The sequence below is a fragment of the Microbispora hainanensis genome (assembly GCF_006874475.1).
Lineage (GTDB): Bacteria > Actinomycetota > Actinomycetes > Streptosporangiales > Streptosporangiaceae > Microbispora > Microbispora hainanensis.
The window spans coordinates 50,838-69,193 of record NZ_VIRM01000023.1 but is presented as its reverse complement, the minus strand read 5'-3'; the positions used below and the strand labels follow the sequence as shown (position 1 = coordinate 69,193).

Sequence of the window (18,356 nt, the reverse complement as noted above, 5' to 3'; positions counted from 1 at the left end):
GCTCGAAGGTGCCGGCTCAGATCGTCTGGGTCAGCGCCACCCCCGCCCCCACGGTGAACAACACGACCCCGACCGCGAGGAAGATGCCGCCGAGGAGCATGCCGTTCCCCGCCGCGCTGTCGATGCGGATCCGCGTCGGCCTGGCCGGGTCGTACAGCACCGTGACCTCCTCACCCGGCCGCGCGGGCGGTGGGTTGCTCCCGTAGGCGGTCTCGGCCTCGACCTGCTGTCCGTAGATGGTCGTGAACCGGATGGCCGGGTAGTAGACGGTGCCGTCGGTGGCCCGGCTCGCCCGCAGCCCGACGACCAGGCCGCGGGTGCGCTGCGCCCGGCGGCGGAACTCCCGGGCGTTCCTGGTGATGGCGCCGCCGATGAGGCCGAAGACAAGCCCGAGACCCGCGAGGATCAGTGTGGTTTGTGACACGATCGGACCTTAGGGCCCGGCGCTTGCGATCTGCTTGCATCGTTCCCGAACCGCGACGAACGTACGGAACGGATCAGGGGCGCATCCGCATGAGCGTCTCGGCCACGTCGACGACCGGCTCGCCGAGGTCGAACCTGCTGAACAGGTGGATCTGCTCGCCGGCGTCGATCTCCAGCAGCTGGGTCGTCAGGCCGTAGCGGCGGTGGGCGTCCACCCGGATGCGGTCCACGTCGTTCCAGGAGATGCGTTCCCGCCCGGACAGCCCGTTGACTACCAGCCCGTCCTCTCCCGCGGCGAGCCGCACCGGCGCGACCAGGTCCCGGCCGGTCAGCAGGCCGAAACCCAGGGTCGCCACGCCCGCGAGGAAGAGTTGCGCGCCGTCGCCGACGAGCGCCAGCACACCGCACAGCACCATGCCGGTGCCCTTCAGGGCAACGATCCCGCGCGGCACCCGCCATTCGTGCCGCGGCTCCTCAACTCCCGCCATCGGGGCAGCGTAACGAATGCGAGGACCTCTCGCGGCTTCTTTCCCGGCCCCCCCGCCGTGCGGCGGCGGCCCGGTCCTACGGCGTCTCGTCCTCCACGCGCATCGCCTGCTCCTCCGCCGTGTAGCCGCCGAGGTCCGGCCCCACGTCCTCGGCGATCATGTCCTTCTCGGTGTCCGCGCCCATGCCGCCGTCCGGATCGACGAGCCGGCCGGCCTGGCCGGGCTCATCCGTGCCGTACCTGCCGGGCTGTGCGGGGTTGGCGGTCGCGTAATCGGCCGGGTCACCGGACCCGTAGCCGCCCGCCTCGTCACCGGTGCCGGTGCGGTACCCCTCGTACGGCCGGTCGCCGCTCTCGCCGGGGACGTCGGCCTCGGCTCCCGGGGCCGGTTCGTCCTCGGAGGAGTCGAACAGCTCGTCGTCGGCCTCACCGGCCTTCTCCTCACGACGGCCACCCGCCGTGCCCGGCTCCGTGCCGTACCGGGCGTCCACATCGGGGACCTCGCGGGACAGGCGCCCGCCCATGGGCTCGCCCTCGCGCATCTCGTCGGGCGTGGTGCCGTACTCGTCGAGGCCCAGGGGCCGGTCGCCGGGCAGCGGCATCTCCTGCGGGTCCTCGGCCCACTGCTGCCCGGGCGTGCCCTCCTGCAGGTCCGGAATGCCTTCGTCCTCGAACCGCGAACGCGGGTCGGGCTGTGGTCTGTTCTCTCTCATACCGGCCCCCTGCCCCGCCATACGGCCCTTAGGCAGCTCAGGTGACGGGCACGATCTCGGCCCGCCGCAGCAGGCCGTCCTCGACGTCGAGGATTCCGATGGTGCCGTGCGGCTGGCGGCGGCGGTCGGTGGGCGAGCCGGGGTTGAACACCCGCACCCCGTCGCCCGTGAGGTCCATGGGAATGTGCGAGTGACCGAACACGACCAGGTCGGCCTCGGGGAATCGGCGCCGCATCCGCGCGGTCCGCCCGGCGGCCTGCCCGCTGTCGTGGATCATCGCCACCCGGAGCCCGCCGAGGTCGAAGCCGAGCGTCTCGGGGGCGCCCCAGGCCGCGACGTCCGGGCCGTCGTTGTTGCCGAGCACCGCGTGGACCGGAGCGTACGCGGACAGCTCCACCAGGACGTCCGCGGTGCAGACGTCGCCGGCGTGCAGGATCAGGCCGGCTCCCCGCAGGTGCGCGGCCACCGCGGGCGGGCAGGACTTCCAGCGCCGTGGAGCGTGGGTGTCCGCGAGCACGACCACCTTCACCGTTCCATCTTGCCCGGGAAGAAGAGGTGCCAAATCGCATATTCGGGGAATAGGGATTCAGGATCCGCACCACCCCCATGCCCTGCACCCCTACACCGGTCTCCCCGGCCGGTCCCGCTCGGGAGGAACGATGAGCAGGCAGATCGCCGACGGCTACCAGGCCCCCACCCTGTTCGAGCTCGAGGCGCGCGTACGCGGGCTGGAGGCTCAGGTCGCCCACCTCACCGAGCTGGTCGAGACGCTGTCCGGGCAGGGCAGGGAGGGCCGCTGACGGCCGCCCGGCCCGGCCGGGAGGCGCCCCGGACGACGGCGTCCCTGCCGAAGAATCCCTCAGAGAAGCCCTGACACGACGGCGTCCCCGCCAGGAGGACCTGACGGGGACGCGGACGCCGCGTGGGCCTCGCTATGCGCGACGCACGGAGGCGGCGACGGTGCGGACCTTCCGGCCCGCGGCCCGCCCGTTGACGTGTCCGTTGCCGGACCCGCCGACGGGCGTCTTGCCTGATCCGGCCGCAGGCACTGGGCCTGATCCGGCCGCAGGCGCTGGGCCTGATCCGGCCACAGATCCTTGGCCGGACCCGGCCGCAGATGCCTGGCCGGACTCAAGCACAGGCGCTCTGCCCGACCCGGGCACAGGCGCTCTGCCGGATCCGAGCGCGGGTGCCTTGCCGGATCCGCCGGCGGACGCACCGGTCGCCCCGGCCTCGGGCCGGGGGTTCCACGTGCGCCCGTCCGGGCCCGTGTCCTCAGGGACGGGCGTCGCACGCCCGTAGGACTCGCGCCCGGTGGTCATCGCCATCGCACCCAGCCATACGAGGGTCGCGATCGCGATCACCAGCACGGCTCCGAGCACCAGCACCGCCACCGCCGCCAGGGAGACCACGGCTCCCAGCAGCTCCACCATTGAGATTCCTCCAGAGGTCGACCCCGATTACGGCACTCCGGTGGCCGGCGGAAGATCACCCGCCACGTAGAGGAACGAAGATTGCCGGTTGTTGGTGCCTTGCCCCGTTTGGATGACCCTCATACCTTACTGATCGGCTACCGAGGGCCGCCCCATGGGCAGGCCGTCGAGCCTGCGCAGGATCACGCCCTCCCGCAGCGCCCACGGGCAGATCTCCAGCACCGGCAGCTCGAACAGGTCCATCGCGGCGTCCGCGACGACCGCGCCGGCGAGAAGCTGCGCGGCCCGCCCGGCGGACACCCCGGGAAGCTCCGCCCGCCGGGCAGCCGGCATCGTGGCCAGCCTGCCCGTCCACTCGACCAGGTCCTCGTGCGCCAGCGTCCGCTTGACGTACGGGCCCTCGCCCGACGACGCGGCCCCCGCGATGCGCGCGAGCTGGCGGAAGGTCTTGGACGTGGCGACCGCGTGGTCGGGCCTGCCGTACTTGGCGACCGCCCCGACCGTCCGCGCGATCTCGGCGCGTACGTGCCGCCGCAGCGCGCGGAGCTCCTCCGGATCGGGCGGGTCGGCGGTGAACCAGTCGCGGGTGAGCCGTCCCGCCCCGAGCGGGAGGGAGACGGCGACGTCGGGCTCCTCGTCGATGCCGGAGGCGATCTCCAGCGACCCGCCCCCGATGTCGGTCACCAGCAGCCGCCCCGAGGACCACCCGAACCAGCGGCGGACGGCCAGGAACGTGAGCCTGGCCTCGTCGTCCCCCGACAGCACCTGGATGTCGACCCGGGTGTCGGCCTTGATCTGGGCCAGCACGTCCTCGCCGTTGACCGCGTCGCGGACCGCCGAGGTGGCGAAGGCGACCAGGTCCTCCACGCCCTTGTCCTCGGCGATGCGGACGGCTTCGCGCACGAAGGCCCCGAGCCGCGCCGCGCCCTCCTCGCTGAGCCTGTCGCCGCCGATGAGATGCTCGGCGAGCCGCAGCTCCTCCTTGTGGGAGAACGCGGGCAGCGGACGGGCCCCCTGATGCGCGTCCATCACCAGCAGGTGCACCGTGTTGGAACCCACGTCCAGCACTCCAAGTCGCATGCCCCGACGCTACCGCCCGTGCGGGAAGATCCATCGCCTCTCCCGGCTCCCGGATTCGCCCGGCCATCCGGGCTTCGCCCCAGGGGTTCAGTCCGGCGCGACGTCGACGAGCACCTTGCCCACCGCGCCCGACTCGACCGCGTCGTGGGCGTCGGCCGTACGCTCCAGCGGGAAGTGGTGCAGGGGCAGCCCGGCCTCCTCGCCCACCCGCAGCGCGCCCGCCTCGACCGCCGCGCGCACGTCGGCCACGGCGGCGTCCTTGACCGCCTCGGGAACCGTGTAGACGAGCACGAACTGATAGCGGATGTTGCGGGTGAACAGGTCGCGCACCGACAGCGTGACCGCGTCTCCCCCGTTGTTCGCGTACACCGCGACCACCCCGCCGGGAGCGGTGACCGCCGCGTCGAGAGCGGCGTTGGGCGCCGGCGCGACCTCCACCACGATGTCGGCGCCGCCCGGGGCGACGCGGCGGATCTCGGCCGCCGGATCGCCGACGCGGTAGTCGACGACGTGATGCGCCCCCGCCGCGCGGGCCAGCGCCGCCTTCTCCGGCCCGCTGACGGTGGTCACCACAGTCGCCCCGGCCCAGCGGGCGAGCTGGATCGCGGCGTTGCCCACGGCCCCGGCCCCGCCCGCGACGAGGACGGTCCTGCCGTCGAGCGCTCCGGGGGCGAGCCGGTCCGGTCCTCCGTCGGCCACGGTCAGGCAGCGATGCGCGGTCAGCGCGGGGATGCCGAGGCTCGCGCCGAGGTCGAGGGAGGCTCCGTCCGGCAGCGGCACGACCTGCCGCTCGGGCAGGACGACGTACTCCTGCGCGGTGCCGTCCGGACGCCCCCAAGCGGCCTCCCACACCCACACCCGATCTCCCGGGGCCACCCCCGTCACGCCCGGCCCGGTGGCGTCCACGATCCCGGCGCCGTCCTGGTCGGGCACCGCCTCCGGATGGCTCAGCGTGCCGCGCCGCGCCTTCCAGTCGGTCGGGTTGACGCCCGAGCGCACCACCCGCACGCGTACCTCTCCGGGACCCGGCTCGGGCACCGGCCGTTCGGTCAGGCGCAGGACGTCGCTGTCCCCGGTCTCGGAATACACGATCGCTCTCATGTCCGCTCTAAGCGGCCGGGTCTGTACGGCTATTCCGGTTCGGCCCTTTCCGCTCGGGTAGTTGCTCGCCGATCGGGCGAGGGGGTGCGGCGGCATGAGCGTCAGGCAGAGGTACGGCGGCCTGTCCGGCGGAAGATCCGGTGACCGGCTCGGCGGCACGGCGGGCGGCTGGTCGAGGGACTGGTCGGGAAGCTGGGCCAGTGGCTGGGCGGGAGGCCGCTTCGGCCGGCGTTTCGGACGCAGGGGCAGGCGGCTGCGGGCCACGGCCAGGGAGGCGTTCGGCTGGCAGCAGCTGCGCCCCGGCCAGCAGGAGGCGATGGAGCACCTGCTGGCGGGACGCGACGTACTGCTGGTGATGCCGACCGGCGGCGGCAAGTCGGCCGTCTATCAGGTGCCCGGCCTGCTCCTGGAGGGCCCGACGGTCATCGTCTCGCCGCTCATCGCCCTCCAGCGCGACCAGGTCATGGGCCTGCTCAAGGCGGGGGCCGCGGGCGCCGTGGCGGTCAACTCGGCCGGCTCGGTCGAGGCGGGCCTCGACCAGGTCACGGCGGGCGACGCCGAATATGTGTTCCTGTCGCCGGAGCAGCTCGCCAAGCCCGAGGTGGTCGAGCGGCTGGCCGAGACCCGGCCGTCCCTGATCGCCGTGGACGAGGCGCACTGCGTGTCCGCCTGGGGCCACGACTTCCGGCCCGAGTATCTGCGGCTCGGCAAGGTGATCGAGCGTCTGGGCCATCCCCCGGTGATCGCGATGACCGCCACCGCCGCGCCGACCGTGCGCGAGGAGATCGTCGAGTCGCTCGGCCTGACCGGCGCGCAGCAGATCGTGCGGGGATTCGACCGGCCCAACCTCCGTCTCGACGTCCACCGGTTCACCGGCGACGACGACAAGCGCAGGGCCCTGGCCGACCACACCGCCGGGCTCGACGGCGTGGGGCTGCTCTACGTGGCGACGCGGCGCCAGGCCGAGGAGTACGCCGGCATGCTCAAGCAGCGCGGCCGCCGGGCCGAGGCGTACCACGCGGGGATGAAGGCGAAGGAGCGCCGCCGCATCCACGAGCGGTTCCAGGACGACGATCTCGACACCGTCGTGGCGACCTCGGCCTTCGGGATGGGCATCGACAAACCCGACGTGCGCTACGTGCTGCACGCCGCGCCCCCGGAGTCGCTCGACGCGTACTACCAGGAGATCGGCCGGGCGGGCCGGGACGGCAACCCGGCCGATGCCGTGCTGTTCTACCGGCCCGAGGACCTGGGCCTGCGCAGGTTCTTCGCCGGGGGCCACGCGGACGAGGCCCTGATGCGGCGCGTCGCGACGCTGGTGCACGAGCACGGCGGGGAGGTGGCCGCCGCCGACCTGCGGGAGCTCCTCGGCGTCGGGGCGGCCAGGCTGACCTCGCACGTCAACCTGCTCGAACGGGCCGGCGCGGTCGAGGTCACCCACGGCGGCGCCCTGCGGTACGCCCCGGACGGCCCGCCGCCGGACGAGGCCGCCGCCCACGCGGTGGAGATCGACGACCTCCGGCACCGGATGGGGGACTCCCGGCTGGAGATGATGCGCGGCTACGCGGAGACGACCGGCTGCCGGCGCCGCTTCCTGCTGGAGTATTTCGGCGAGCCGTACGAACGGTCCTGCGGCGACTGCGACACCTGCCGCTCCGGGACGGCGACCCCGCCGAAGACCGGCGACGGGCGGTTCCCCATGCACGCGGACGTCCGGCACGCCGAGTGGGGGCACGGGATCGTGATGAGCCGCGAGCAGGACCGGATCACGGTGCTGTTCGACTCCGTGGGTTACAAGACGCTGGCACTCGGCCTGGTCGACGAGCTGCTCGAAGTGGTCTGACGGAGCGGGAGACGCCGCCGGCGGGCTGGGCAATCATTACCGATCGTGTCCTTCGCACCACTTGCAGTGGTTTCACCCCGTGTTGAGACTCATAGGCGGGGGTCGTGAATTCGGGGGTGGTACCGGTGCGCGAGGCGATCAGCGCCAGGGAGACGTGGCCGTTCGAGTGCCTGCACTGCCTGCGTTTCTGGGAGGAGGAGTACGTCGTCCACCGCACGCGCGACGAGCAGGGCGTCGACGTCGTGATGTGGACCCGGGACGAGGTGGCCGTCCCGCCCCCCTGGTCCGGGACGACCTGCCCCGGATGCGGCCGCGAGATCGTGACCTCGTTCCCCACGGGCTTCCTGGCCCACCATCCGGAGACCCCGCCAGGCCGGGCCGCACCGAAGGCCCCGGCCGGCGGGACGCCCGCCAAGGGTGCGCCATTGGCGTCGCAGGCGCTGCTCACCCTCGCGCTCCTGCTGCTCGCCGGCGCCGGCCTTTACGAGCGGCTCCACGTCCCCTGAGCCACACGCCGGTCCGTACGCGCGGCTCCACGTGGGCTGAGCACGCGCCGGAGCCGCGGGGCCTCCGGCGCGTTGTGGCCGGCTTCTTTGTGGCCGACGTGCCGCTCCCCGATATGACCGGATATAGCCGGATATGGATGGCACACCACACGGCCGTGCGACGATTTCGCCGGGAAACGCATGGGGCCGGGAAACGCATGGGGCCGGGAAACGCATGGGGCCGGGAAACGCATGGGGCTGGGAAACGCGTGGGGCCGGGAAACGCGTGGGGCCGTCCACCAGGCCGCAATCGCGCGATTCCCGCCGCGCCGCGGGCCGCAATCGCCGCGTGCCCGCGCCGGGCGGGGTACCGGGACCTGTATGTGCGACGATAAGCCCGGGCTCCTTTCTCACCGATCCGCCGGACGGAGGATTTCCCACGCGGAAATGGATTTTCCGGGGGCGCCCGGCCGGCGGCGGACGCGGAGAAGCAGCAGACGCCGACGAAGCGGATCATCGCCGTCTCGGGTCGCGTGTGCCCGGCCGGCCCTGGGGCGCTCGGGTTATCCACAGGTTGAGTGAGGGGGCCCGGCGGATCCGGCAGAATGAGAGCCCCCCGGAGAGGGCGGACCCGGAAGAAGGCGGATCAGGATCGTGACGACGTCCATTCAGCAGCGGATCGCCGAAGAGCTCGGCGTGCGCGAGAGTCAGGTCACCGCGGCCGTCGACCTGCTCGACGGCGGGGCGACGGTGCCGTTCATCGCCCGCTACCGCAAGGAGGCCACGGGAGCGCTCGACGACGCGCAGCTGCGCACGCTGGAGGAGCGGCTGCGCTACCTGCGCGAGCTGGAGGAGCGGCGGGCCGCCATCCTCGACTCGATCCGCTCTCAGGGCAAGCTCGACGAGGCCCTGGAAGCGCGGATCATGGAGGCCGACTCGAAGGCCCGCCTGGAGGACATCTACCTGCCCTACAAGCCCAAGCGCCGCACCAAGGCGCAGATCGCCAGGGAGCTGGGGCTGGAGCCGCTGGCGGACGCGCTGCTCGGCGACCCGTCGCTGGACCCCCAGGCGACCGCGGAGGCGTACGTGCGCGAGGGCGTGGCCGACGCCGCCGCCGCGCTGGAGGGCGCCCGGGCCATCCTGGTCGAGCGCTTCGCGGAGGACGCCGACCTCATCGGCGACCTGCGGGAGCGCATGTGGTCCCGCGGGCGTCTGATCGCCCAGGTGCGGGAGGACAAGCAGGAGTCCGGGGCCAAGTTCTCCGACTACTTCGACTTCTCCGAGCCCTTCACCCGCCTGCCCTCGCACCGCATCCTCGCGATGTTCCGGGGCGAGAAGGAGGAGGTGCTGACGCTCACCCTCGACCCGGAGGCCGAGGAGCCGAACGACTACGAGGCGCGGATCGCCCGGCGGTTCGGCATCGCCGACCTCGGCCGCCCCGCCGACAAGTGGCTGCTCGACACCGTTCGCTGGGCCTGGCGGACCCGCGTCCTCGTGCACCTGGGCATCGACCTGCGGACCCGGTTGTGGCAGGCGGCCGAGGAGGAGGCCGTGCGCGTGTTCGCGGCCAACCTGCGCGACCTGCTGCTCGCCGCTCCCGCGGGAGCGCGGCCGACCATGGGCCTCGACCCGGGGCTGCGCACCGGCGTGAAGGTCGCGGTCGTGGACGGCACCGGCAAGGTCGTGGCCACCGAGACGATCTATCCGCACGAGCCCAAGCGGCAGTGGGACCAGTCGCTCGCGGTGCTGGCCCGGCTGGCGACCGAGCACAACGTGGAACTGATCGCCATCGGCAACGGCACCGCGTCGCGGGAGACCGACAAGCTCGCCGGTGAGCTGGTCAAGCACATGCCGCACGTCACCAAGATCGTGGTCTCGGAGGCCGGGGCCTCTGTCTACTCCGCGTCGGCGTACGCCTCGCAGGAGCTGCCCGGTCTCGACGTCTCGCTGCGCGGCGCGGTGTCGATCGCGCGTCGGCTGCAGGACCCGCTTGCCGAGCTGGTCAAGATCGACCCCAAGTCCATCGGCGTCGGCCAATACCAGCACGACGTGTCCGAGGTGAAGCTGTCGCGCTCGCTCGACGCGGTGGTGGAAGACTGCGTGAACGGGGTGGGCGTGGACGTCAACACCGCGTCCGCCCCGCTGCTGACCCGCGTCTCCGGGATCAGCGCCGGGCTGGCGGAGAACATCGTCGCGCACCGCGACGTCAACGGGCCGTTCCGCTCCCGGACCGGGCTGAAGGAGGTGCCGCGGCTCGGCCCGAAGGCGTTCGAGCAGTGCGCTGGCTTCCTGCGCATCCCGGGCGGCGACGACCCCCTCGACGCCTCCAGCGTGCACCCGGAGGCCTACCCGGTGGTGCGCCGCATCCTCGACTTCACCAAGAGCGACCTGCGCACGCTGATCGGCAACACCTCGGCGCTCCGCTCGCTCAAGCCGTCGCAGTTCGTCGACGACACCTTCGGCCTGCCGACCGTGACCGACATCCTCAAGGAACTGGAGAAGCCGGGCCGCGACCCCCGCCCGGCGTTCAAGACCGCCACGTTCAAGGATGGTGTCGAGAAACCGTCCGACCTGTCGCCCGGCATGATCCTGGAGGGCGTCGTCACCAACGTCGCCGCGTTCGGGGCGTTCGTCGACATCGGCGTGCACCAGGACGGCCTGGTCCACGTGTCCGCGATGTCCAACTCCTTCGTGAAGGACCCCCGCGACGTGGTCAAGCCCGGCGACATCGTGCGGGTCAAGGTGCTCGACGTGGACCTCCAGCGCAAGCGCATCTCGCTCACACTGCGCCTGGACGACGAGACGGCGGGCGGTGGCCGCAGGGGCGGGCCGAACGGCGAGGCCCGCGACGACCGTCAGGAGGGCCGGCGCGGCCAGCCGCGCCAGAACCAGTCCCGTCAGAACCCTTCCCGCCAAGGCCAGGGCGGCCAGAACCAGAACGGCAGGGGCGGGTCCGGCCGCGGCAACGGCCGGGGCTCGGGTGGCGCGCCGCTCGGCGGAGCCATGGCCGAGGCGCTGCGCCGGGCCGGTCTGACCGACCCCGGCTCCGGCGACCGTCGCTCCCGCTGACGCACCCCCGGGCCGGCCAAGCCCCGATCCACCGGCCTAGCGCGCCCGGCGCTCGCCTTCCGGGCGCCGGGACCGCGGCGGCGGGCGAAAGAGAATGCCCCGCGAGACGGTGGACGCGGGGCACGGTGTCGATCAGGCCCGATGAGCACGAGGTCGATCGGACCTGATGAGCACAGGGTCGATCAGGCGCGATGAACGGTCATCCGATCACTGCTGTTGCTGTTGCTGCTGCTGTTGCTGACCGCCGGACCCCTGCTGCTGCTGTTGTTGCTGCTGCTGTTGCTGAGCGCGGCCACGTTGCTGTTGCTGTTGCTGCTGCTGTTGCTGCTGACCGCCCGACCCCTGTTGCTGCTGTTGCTGCTGCTGTTGCTGCTGTCGCTCCCGGAGGTGGCGGCGGGGGCGATCGCGACCGTCCCAGCCGTCCCGATGGTGGCGGAAGTGCTCGTGGCGATAGCGGTGCCTGTCACGGCATCTGCCTCCCGGGCAGTCCCCCGTGACCGACGGCCGGACGACCTGCTCGGTCGTGCCGGCGGCGTTGGCCGGCTGCGTCTGAATCGCGACAGGGACGACGAGGGCCGAAGCCGTCATGACGGCAGCAGCCAGTGCTTCTTTGAACATGGGTATCCCTCCGTCGGCTCCGTGACGAGAAGGCGGATGACATCCGAATTCACGGAGCTCGAATCGATCCATCGAACCCTGGATCTGGACCCTGATTCTCACGCTAAAGGCAGCAAACGCCTCAGTCACCCATCACGGGGCAAACAAGCATTTTTAGCGACACAACGCATACAGCCCGAGAATGCGGGGCTATCCGCCCCTTTTCGAACAGGTCGGCGATCATCACTTTGCCAAGACCTGGAGCCGATTCCCCCTGATGGGGAATTCCACTTGCCACTTTCGGGGTAACGGACGTCTTCACGACCTTCCCGTCATCCGCCCGAGGCGGGGCCGCTCGCGCACGCAGCGAACGCCCCCATCAGAGCCCCGCCATCAGAGCCCCGCCATCAGAGCCCCGCCATCAGAGCCCCGCCATCAGAGCCCCGCCATCGCAGCCCATCCGCGCGCCCGGCGAAAACCCCGCCGCCGGCGCCGCCGAGCGCTCAGGAAGCCCCGCCGGGGCCGTCGGCGGCCGGTGTGAGCAGATCTTCCAGAACGGCGACGAGTGCGGCGACTCCGGCGAGGCAGTCGGCCTCGTCGGCGTGCTCGTACGGCGAGTGCGAGACGCCCGTGGGATTGCGCACGAACAGCATGGCCGCCGGGACCTCGCCGGCGAGAATGCCGGCGTCGTGCCCCGCCCCCGTGGGCAGCACCGGCGCGCCGCCGAGGACGCTCGCGACGCGGTCGCGCAGCGGCACGTCGAAGTCCACGACCGGCGTGTAGGACTCCCGGGTCACCTCGGCCCCATCGGCCGCTCGGACCGTCTCCTCGACGAGCCTGTCCAGCAGGGCGGCGTCCGGCGCCCGGCAGTCGAGCCAGGCGCTGACCAGCGACGCGATGGCGTTGGTGCCGTTCGGCTCGACTTTGATCCTGCCGAAGGTGGCCAGGGCCCCCAGGCGCTCGGCGTTCGCCCGGGCGGCCAGCACCGCCGCCGCGTACGCCGGCATGGGGTCACGCCGGTCCTCCAGTCGGGTGGTCCCGGCGTGGTTGGCCTCCCCCCGGAAGTCGAAACGCCAACGGCCGTGCGGCCAGATCGCGGAGGCGACGCCGACCGGATGCGGCGTGGCGGCGAGGTGGCGGCCCTGCTCGACATGCAGTTCCACGAAAGCGCCGATGCGGGTCAGGCGCTCGTGGTCACGCCCGGCGGCTGCCGGGTCGCGTCCCGCCCGCTCCATCGCCGCCGCCAGCGTGACGCCGTCCGCGTCGCGCAGCGCCCCCGCCGTCTCGGGACGGACGGCGCCGGTCATCAGCCGCGATCCCAGGCAGGCCAGGCCGAATCTGGCGCCCTCCTCCTCGGTGAAGTTCACGATCGCCAGCGGCCGCTCCGGCCGGAACCCGCGCGCCCGCAATGCGTCGAGCGCGGCGAACGCCCCCACGACCCCCAGCGGGCCGTCGTACGCCCCGCCGTCGGGCACCGAGTCAAGGTGGGAGCCGGTCACCACGGCATCGCCCGCCGCGGGATCGCCCAGCCAGGCCCATTGGTTGCCGTTGCGGTCGGTCTCGTACGCCAGGCCGCGCCGTCCGGCCTGTTCGGCGAACCAGGCCCGGCACTCCGCGTCGGCCGCCGTCCAGGCGTGCCGGCGATATCCGCCCGTCGCGTCGCACCGGCCCACGGGAAGCAGGTCGCGCCACAGCCGGCGGAACCCGTCCGCCACCTCCTCCGGCAGGACCCGCGCCGCCCCCTCAGACATCGGCGTCGGGGCCGGTCGGCTCCGCCCCGGCCATCGGGACGCGTACGCCGCGCTCCCCGGCCACCTCGACGGCCCGGTCGTATCCGGCGTCCACGTGGCGGATCACGCCCATCCCGGGGTCGTTGGTCAGCACCCGGCGGATCTTCTCCCCCGCCAGCGGCGTGCCGTCGGCGACGGTGACCTGTCCCGCGTGGATAGAGCGGCCGATGCCGACCCCGCCGCCGTGATGGATCGACACCCAGGACGCGCCGGATGCGACGTTGACCATGGCGTTGAGCAGCGGCCAGTCGGCGATCGCGTCGGAGCCGTCCAGCATGCCCTCGGTCTCGCGGTAGGGCGAGGCGACCGACCCGCAGTCGAGGTGGTCGCGGCCGATCACGATGGGCGCGGAGATCTCCCCCGAGGCGACGAGGTCGTTGAACCGCTCGCCGGCCCGGTCGCGCTCGCCATACCCGAGCCAGCAGATCCGCGCGGGCAGGCCCTGGAACCGCACCCGCTCCCCCGCCATCCTGATCCACCGGGCAAGCGGCTCGTTGTCGGGGAACAGATCGAGGATCGCGCGGTCGGTCGTCGCGATGTCGGCCGGGTCGCCGGACAGGGCCGCCCACCGGAACGGGCCCTTCCCCTCGCAGAACAGCGGCCGGATGTAGGCGGGCACGAATCCGGGGAAGTCGAACGCCCGCGCATACCCGGCGAGGCTCGCCTCGCCCCTGATCGAGTTGCCGTAGTCGAACACCTCCGCGCCCGCGTCCTGGAAGCCGACCATCGCCTCGACGTGCCGGGCCATCGACTCGCGGGCCCGGCGGGTGAAGCCCTCGGGATCCTTGCGCGCCAGCGCGGCCATGTCCTCGAACGCGACGCCCAGCGGCAGGTAGGCCAGCGGATCGTGCGCGCTCGTCTGGTCGGTCACGATGTCGATCTCCGCGCCTCCCGCCAGCAGCGCGGGCACGGCCTCGGCCGCGTTGGCCACGACCCCGATGGACAGCGGGCGGCGGGCGTCCCTGGCCTCGTACGCCAGGCGCAGCGCCTCGTCCAGGCTCTCGGCGCGGACGTCGAGGTAGCGGTGGCCGATGCGGCGCTCGACGCTGCGCGGGTCGCAGTCGACGCAGATCGCCACGCCGCCGTTCATCGTGACCGCGAGCGGCTGCGCACCGCCCATGCCGCCGAGCCCGGCGGTGAGCGTGATCGTCCCGGCGAGACTGCCGCCGAACCGCTTGGCCGCGACCGCCGCGAACGTCTCGTACGTCCCCTGCAGGATGCCCTGGGTGCCGATGTAGATCCACGAGCCGGCCGTCATCTGGCCGTACATCGTGAGCCCGAGCCGCTCCAGCCGCCGGAACTCCGGCCAGGTCGCCCAGTCGCCGACGAGGTTGGAGTTGGCGATGAGCACCCGGGGAGCCCACTCATGGGTGGTCATCACGCCGACCGGCCTGCCCGACTGCACCAGCAGGGTCTCGTCGCCCCGCAGGGTGGTGAGCTCGCGCACGATCGCGTCGTACGACGGCCAGTCTCGGGCCGCCTTGCCGCTGCCGCCGTAGACGACGAGCCGCTCCGGATGCTCCGCGACCTCGGGGTCGAGGTTGTTCATGAGCATGCGCAGGGCGGCCTCCTGCTGCCAGCCGCGCGTGTTCAGCGTGCCGCCGCGCGGAGCCCGGATCGGAGCCCGGCCACCGGAAGCCCCGACGCCCATGACATGGTCGCCGGAAACCTCGTCATGCGCGGCCCTGCCGTTGAGGGCGCCGCCGCCGTCGTCAGCCACGAGTTCTCCTCCCACCCGCGCCTGCGGCGCATGGTTCTATTCAGTGAGTCCCATCATCGTGGGTGAATGAATAGATTCAGTCAATGAGGAACACCCCACGGGCGGCGGCCGACGCCTCGAACGCCTCCAGGCGGGCCTGTGCCCCGGGCAGTTCGTCGCACATCGCCTCGAGCAGCACCCGGCCGAGCATCATCGGTGCGCACGCCGTGTCGAACACCAGGTGCGTGCCCACCGCGGCGGTGAGCAGAACGTGCGACAGGCCGGCGAGGGACGGCACGCGCCGGTCAGCGACCGTGACGACGGCGAGCCCGGCCGTGCGGGCGGCCCGGAGGGCGTCGACCAGTTCGGCGGGATAGCGGGGCAGGGCGAAGCACAGCAACGCCGTCGCCCCGGCCGCCGCCGCCTGCTCGACCCGGTCGGCGAGGAGCGACCCCGCCTCGTGCAGGGGGCGTACGTCGGGGTGGACCTTCGCCGCGAAGTAGGCGAATCCGGCGGCCTGGGCCGCGGCGGCCCGCAGGCCCAGCACCGGCAGCGGCCGCGAGGCGGCCAGCAGGCGGGCCGCCTCGGCGACGGGCCCGGGGTCGTCCAGCGACCGGGCGAGGGCGCGCAGGTTCTCGATCTCCGCCAGCACGGCCCGCCGATATCCGCCACCCGCGCCCGTTGTCCGATCCGGGCCCGGATCGGCATCCCCGGGCCCGATCTGCTGAGACCCGGCTTGCTGAGACCCGGCTTGCTGAGACCCGGCTTGCTGGGGCACGGGTTTCTGAGGCACGGGTTTCTGAGGCACGGAGCGCGCGGGCGCGCCGGGGTCCGACGACGGACGATGCGCGTCCTCCGGCGTGGCGATAAGCGTCGGCGTGGGCTCCTCCCCCCGGCCCCCGGTCCGCCCGTCCGCGCCGCCGTCGGAGAGCCGGGGCGCCACCGTGGAGGTGCGGGCATCCAGTCCGGCGTCCTCCCCGTTCCGGCCGGAGCCGTCCCGTTCCCGGCCCGGCCGTACGCCCAGCTCGCGGAACCTGCGCCGGAGACCGGGATATCCGCTGTAGCCCAGCGCCGTCGCGAAGCGGGTCACCGACGGCTGGCTGACCCCGGCCAGCTCGGCGACCTCGATGCTCGACAGGAACGGCGCCTCGGCGGCGTGCTGCGCGAGGCAGTGGGCGATCCTGCGCTGCACGGGCGTCAGCCGATGCCCCTCGAACAGCCGCAGCAGGCGGGACGCGGCGTCGCCGTCAAGGCCGCCGAGGTCCCCGGGGACGTCGCGATCGCCGTCCTGACGGCGGGCGTCACCCTGATCGCCCAGGTCATGATCGCCGCGGCCGTCACCCTGATCGGCGACGTCGCGGTGGGCGGCCGGGCTGTCGTCCGCGTGGTGGCCGGTGTTCATCGTCCTCCGCCTCGCCTGCCCGCGCCGGGCCGTTCGGTCTGCATGCTTTTATTCAACACGCAGTCTGCGGGGCGGGTTGTCCACAGGCAAGGCGCCGTCAGCGCGACACGCGCGGAGATTGCCTAGTCTGATCGGCAGAACCCAGCAAGGAGATTGCCGTTGATGACCGGTGGTGTGAGAAGTGGTGGCCTGGGCCGGCGCCTGGGGCTTGTCGCGGGAGCCGCCGCGCTGGCGGCGGCGGTGTGGGCGGTGCGGGACGTCCCGGCCGCGCTGGGGGCGCGGCCCTCGGGTGAGCGGGCGCTGCGGGTGCGGCGCTCGAAACAGTTCCGCGACGGCGCGTTCCGCAACACGAGCCCCAGCCCCGTCCTCCCGCCGGGGACCAGGCAGCAGGTCGTCCGCGAGTTCCTCCGCCGGACGCAGCGCAAGCCCCGGCTGCCCGTTCCCCTGATGACTCCCGGCCCGTCCCGGGGCGGCGACCTCGACGTCGTCTGGTACGGCCACTCCTCGGCCCTGATCGAGATCGAGGGGCGGCGGGTGCTGCTCGATCCGGTGTGGAGCGAGCGTTGCTCCCCGGCGTCGTTCACCGGGCCGCGTCGTCTGCACCCCCCGCCGGTGCCGCTGTATCAGTTGCCCGAGCTCGACGCGATCGTCATCTCGCACGATCACTACGACCACCTCGACATGGACACGGTGCGTCTGCTGGCCCGCACGCAGTCCGCGACGTTCCTGGTGCCGCTCGGGGTCGGCGCCCATCTCGAACGGTGGCGGGTGCCCGCGTCCCGGATCGTCGAGCTCGACTGGAACGAGGAGACCACGGTGTCCGGCCTCCGGTTCGTGGCGACCCCCGGCCGTCACTTCTCCGGCCGCGGGCTCCGCCGGGACCAGACCCTCTGGGCCTCGTGGGTCATCGCGGGCGAGCGGCGGCGGGTCTTCTACACCGGCGACTCCGGATACTTCGACGGATATGCCGCGATCGGCGAGACGTACGGGCCGTTCGACCTGTCGGTGATCCAGATCGGCGCCTACAGCAAGGGCTGGCCGGACATCCACATGACGCCGGAGGAGGCGATCCTCGCCCACCTCGACGTACGCGCCGGGGTGCTGCTGCCGGTGCACTGGGGCACGTTCTCGCTCGCCCCGCACGCCTGGAACGACCCGATCGACCAGCTGTGGCGGGAGGCCAAGGCACGCGACGTGCGCCTCGTGGTGCCGCGACCGGGCGAGCGGGTCACGGTGGACGACCCGCCGCCGGTGGACGGCTGGTGGCAGACGATCCTGTGAGGAGCCGGTCCGCGCCGGCCGGTCAGCTCACCCGGGCCGTGTCAGGGGGCATGGCCCCCGGATGGCTCAACGCGTCGGCGCGGGTCGGATACACGGTGAGCCGTGAGGTCAGGCCGAGCAGCGAGAACAGGTGACGCATCTGCGGGCTCATTCCGCAGAGCGCGCCGTCGCCGTCCTTCGGCGGGGTGCGGACGCAGGCGTCGATGAGCACTCTCATGCCGGCGCTGTCGATGAACCGCAGCTTCTCGACGTCGAACAGGATGCGCGTCGCGGGACGGGCCAGGAGGGGTGCCACCCGCTCACGCAGCCGGGGGACCGTGATCACATCGAGTTCGCCGCTGAGGGTGACGAGCGTGAAGGGAGGTGACTGCGCCACCGACACCTGGAAGTCGTGCATGGGTCCCACCTCCGTTGGTGAGACGACCCCACCGGAACAGCTTCCGGACTTGGCCATACTACGTGTAACCGGGCGATTAATCGCATATTGCCACCGAAAACTCTGTTCAGGTTTCACCTGCGCCTCTCGGGTACTCGCCGTTCATGGGCATACGGGCGGCGGTCGTCTGCCTCAGGCCGGTCACCGCACCGGTCGCGGCGCTGGTGACGGCGCTGGTGATGACGGGGTGCGCCTCGGCGCGGGACCCATCGGTCGCCGCGACGGCGCAGCGGTTCCTGTCCGCGGCCGGAGACGGCCGGGGCGGAGCGGCGTGCCGTCTCCTCGCTCCCGAGGCCGCGCGATCTCTGGACGACTGTGAGAAGGACATCGTGTCCATCGGGCTGCGAGCGGGCACGATCCGCGGCGTCGAGGTGTGGGGCAACGAGGCGCGCGTGCGGGTGGACGGCGACACGCTCTTCCTGCACCGGTTCCCGGACGGCTGGCGGGTGCGGGCCGCGGGCTGCAGGCCCCGGCCCGATCAGCCGTACGAATGCGAGGTGCGGACGTGAACGGCGCG

General features: G+C 72.6%; 18 protein-coding genes. 8 read left to right on the top strand and 10 right to left on the bottom strand.

Annotation, left to right across the window (positions count from 1 at the left end):
- Nucleotides 1-16: 16 nt before the first annotated feature.
- The 4 genes from FLX08_RS19755 to FLX08_RS19740 all read right to left on the bottom strand — a co-directional run bounded on the left by FLX08_RS19755 (nt 17) and on the right by FLX08_RS19740 (nt 2,152).
- Complete coding sequence (locus tag FLX08_RS19755) at nt 17-424, bottom strand: DUF3592 domain-containing protein (protein WP_167530488.1); 408 nt, start codon at nt 422-424, stop codon at nt 17-19.
- Between the two features lie 73 nt (nt 425-497).
- The gene (locus FLX08_RS19750; RefSeq protein ID WP_142620351.1) at nt 498-911 is read right to left on the bottom strand and encodes a PH domain-containing protein; all 414 of its coding nucleotides are present in this window, start codon (nt 909-911) and stop codon (nt 498-500) included.
- A 76-nt stretch (nt 912-987) separates the two neighbouring features.
- A complete protein-coding gene (locus FLX08_RS19745; RefSeq protein WP_142620350.1) occupies nt 988-1,623 on the bottom strand; it encodes a DUF5709 domain-containing protein in 636 nt (211 codons plus the stop codon).
- A gap of 37 nt (nt 1,624-1,660) precedes the next feature.
- Nucleotides 1,661-2,152, bottom strand: a complete 492-nt coding sequence (locus FLX08_RS19740; protein WP_142620349.1) for a metallophosphoesterase family protein — start codon at nt 2,150-2,152, stop codon at nt 1,661-1,663.
- Between the two features lie 130 nt (nt 2,153-2,282).
- On the opposite strand from FLX08_RS19740, the gene FLX08_RS40725 reads away from it, so the two are divergent.
- Both FLX08_RS40725 and FLX08_RS19735 read left to right on the top strand, forming a co-directional pair.
- Nucleotides 2,283-2,423: a hypothetical protein gene (locus tag FLX08_RS40725; protein WP_167530487.1), complete on the top strand. Its 141-nt coding sequence runs from the start codon at nt 2,283-2,285 to the stop codon at nt 2,421-2,423.
- A 514-nt stretch (nt 2,424-2,937) separates the two neighbouring features.
- A complete protein-coding gene (locus FLX08_RS19735; RefSeq protein ID WP_142620348.1) occupies nt 2,938-3,126 on the top strand; it encodes a hypothetical protein in 189 nt (62 codons plus the stop codon).
- A gap of 56 nt (nt 3,127-3,182) precedes the next feature.
- On the opposite strand, the gene FLX08_RS19730 is transcribed toward FLX08_RS19735, so the two are convergent.
- Together FLX08_RS19730 and FLX08_RS19725 are read right to left on the bottom strand one after the other, a co-directional pair.
- A complete protein-coding gene (locus FLX08_RS19730) occupies nt 3,183-4,136 on the bottom strand; it encodes a Ppx/GppA family phosphatase (RefSeq protein ID WP_142620347.1) in 954 nt (317 codons plus the stop codon).
- A gap of 87 nt (nt 4,137-4,223) precedes the next feature.
- Entirely contained in the window at nt 4,224-5,237 is a 1,014-nt protein-coding gene (locus tag FLX08_RS19725) for an NADPH:quinone reductase (protein ID WP_142620346.1), read from the bottom strand.
- A gap of 94 nt (nt 5,238-5,331) precedes the next feature.
- Between FLX08_RS19725 and FLX08_RS19720 the strand changes: the two genes are divergently transcribed.
- From FLX08_RS19720 to FLX08_RS19705, 4 genes are all read left to right on the top strand, one after another.
- Nucleotides 5,332-7,080, top strand: coding sequence for a RecQ family ATP-dependent DNA helicase (locus FLX08_RS19720; protein ID WP_142620345.1), 1,749 nt, complete (start codon nt 5,332-5,334; stop codon nt 7,078-7,080).
- 125 nt (nt 7,081-7,205) lie between these two features.
- Nucleotides 7,206-7,586 (top strand): hypothetical protein, encoded by a 381-nt coding sequence (locus tag FLX08_RS19715; protein ID WP_142620344.1) that lies wholly within the window; start codon nt 7,206-7,208, stop codon nt 7,584-7,586.
- Nucleotides 7,587-8,219: 633 nt separating this feature from the next.
- A complete protein-coding gene (locus FLX08_RS19710) occupies nt 8,220-10,634 on the top strand; it encodes a Tex family protein (protein ID WP_142620343.1) in 2,415 nt (804 codons plus the stop codon).
- 216 nt (nt 10,635-10,850) lie between these two features.
- Nucleotides 10,851-11,540 carry a hypothetical protein gene (locus FLX08_RS19705; RefSeq protein WP_142620342.1) on the top strand — a complete coding sequence of 230 codons (690 nt, stop codon included), beginning with the start codon at nt 10,851-10,853 and terminating at the stop codon, nt 11,538-11,540.
- A gap of 194 nt (nt 11,541-11,734) precedes the next feature.
- Here the strand turns inward: FLX08_RS19705 and FLX08_RS19700 are convergent, their stop codons facing one another.
- The 3 genes from FLX08_RS19700 to FLX08_RS42170 form a co-directional block, all read right to left on the bottom strand.
- Nucleotides 11,735-12,982 (bottom strand): allantoate amidohydrolase, encoded by a 1,248-nt coding sequence (locus FLX08_RS19700; RefSeq protein ID WP_142620341.1) that lies wholly within the window; start codon nt 12,980-12,982, stop codon nt 11,735-11,737.
- Complete coding sequence (hutU, locus tag FLX08_RS19695) at nt 12,975-14,672, bottom strand: urocanate hydratase (protein ID WP_142620400.1); 1,698 nt, start codon at nt 14,670-14,672, stop codon at nt 12,975-12,977. The genes FLX08_RS19700 and hutU overlap by 8 nt, the downstream gene beginning before the upstream one ends.
- 145 nt (nt 14,673-14,817) lie before the next feature.
- On the bottom strand, nt 14,818-16,122 hold the full coding sequence (locus tag FLX08_RS42170) for a MurR/RpiR family transcriptional regulator (protein ID WP_142620340.1): 1,305 nt from the start codon (nt 16,120-16,122) through the stop codon (nt 14,818-14,820).
- A 162-nt stretch (nt 16,123-16,284) separates the two neighbouring features.
- Between FLX08_RS42170 and FLX08_RS19685 the strand changes: the two genes are divergently transcribed.
- Nucleotides 16,285-17,403 carry an MBL fold metallo-hydrolase gene (locus FLX08_RS19685; protein WP_142620339.1) on the top strand — a complete coding sequence of 373 codons (1,119 nt, stop codon included), beginning with the start codon at nt 16,285-16,287 and terminating at the stop codon, nt 17,401-17,403.
- 22 nt (nt 17,404-17,425) lie between these two features.
- On the opposite strand, the gene FLX08_RS19680 is transcribed toward FLX08_RS19685, so the two are convergent.
- Nucleotides 17,426-17,800, bottom strand: a complete 375-nt coding sequence (locus FLX08_RS19680; RefSeq protein WP_167530486.1) for an STAS domain-containing protein — start codon at nt 17,798-17,800, stop codon at nt 17,426-17,428.
- Between the two features lie 143 nt (nt 17,801-17,943).
- Between FLX08_RS19680 and FLX08_RS19675 the strand changes: the two genes are divergently transcribed.
- Nucleotides 17,944-18,348: a hypothetical protein gene (locus tag FLX08_RS19675; protein WP_142620337.1), complete on the top strand. Its 405-nt coding sequence runs from the start codon at nt 17,944-17,946 to the stop codon at nt 18,346-18,348.
- Nucleotides 18,349-18,356: the final 8 nt, after the last annotated feature.

Excerpts from the sequence above, each read along its gene's own strand:
- FLX08_RS19745 (WP_142620350.1), bottom strand. The coding sequence starts at position 1,623 with ATGAGAGAGAACAGACCACAGCCCGACCCGCGTTCGCGGTTCGAGGAC.
- FLX08_RS19700 (WP_142620341.1), bottom strand. The coding sequence starts at position 12,982 with ATGTCTGAGGGGGCGGCGCGGGTCCTGCCGGAGGAGGTGGCGGACGGG.
- FLX08_RS19685 (WP_142620339.1), top strand. The coding sequence starts at position 16,285 with ATGACCGGTGGTGTGAGAAGTGGTGGCCTGGGCCGGCGCCTGGGGCTT.
- FLX08_RS42170 (WP_142620340.1), bottom strand. The coding sequence starts at position 16,122 with ATGAACACCGGCCACCACGCGGACGACAGCCCGGCCGCCCACCGCGAC.
- FLX08_RS19675 (WP_142620337.1), top strand. The coding sequence starts at position 17,944 with ATGGGCATACGGGCGGCGGTCGTCTGCCTCAGGCCGGTCACCGCACCG.
- FLX08_RS19725 (WP_142620346.1), bottom strand. The coding sequence starts at position 5,237 with ATGAGAGCGATCGTGTATTCCGAGACCGGGGACAGCGACGTCCTGCGC.
- FLX08_RS19720 (WP_142620345.1), top strand. The coding sequence starts at position 5,332 with ATGAGCGTCAGGCAGAGGTACGGCGGCCTGTCCGGCGGAAGATCCGGT.
- hutU (WP_142620400.1), bottom strand. The coding sequence starts at position 14,672 with ATGGGCGTCGGGGCTTCCGGTGGCCGGGCTCCGATCCGGGCTCCGCGC.
- FLX08_RS19750 (WP_142620351.1), bottom strand. The coding sequence starts at position 911 with ATGGCGGGAGTTGAGGAGCCGCGGCACGAATGGCGGGTGCCGCGCGGG.
- FLX08_RS19680 (WP_167530486.1), bottom strand. The coding sequence starts at position 17,800 with ATGCACGACTTCCAGGTGTCGGTGGCGCAGTCACCTCCCTTCACGCTC.
- FLX08_RS40725 (WP_167530487.1), top strand. The coding sequence starts at position 2,283 with ATGAGCAGGCAGATCGCCGACGGCTACCAGGCCCCCACCCTGTTCGAG.
- FLX08_RS19730 (WP_142620347.1), bottom strand. The coding sequence starts at position 4,136 with ATGCGACTTGGAGTGCTGGACGTGGGTTCCAACACGGTGCACCTGCTG.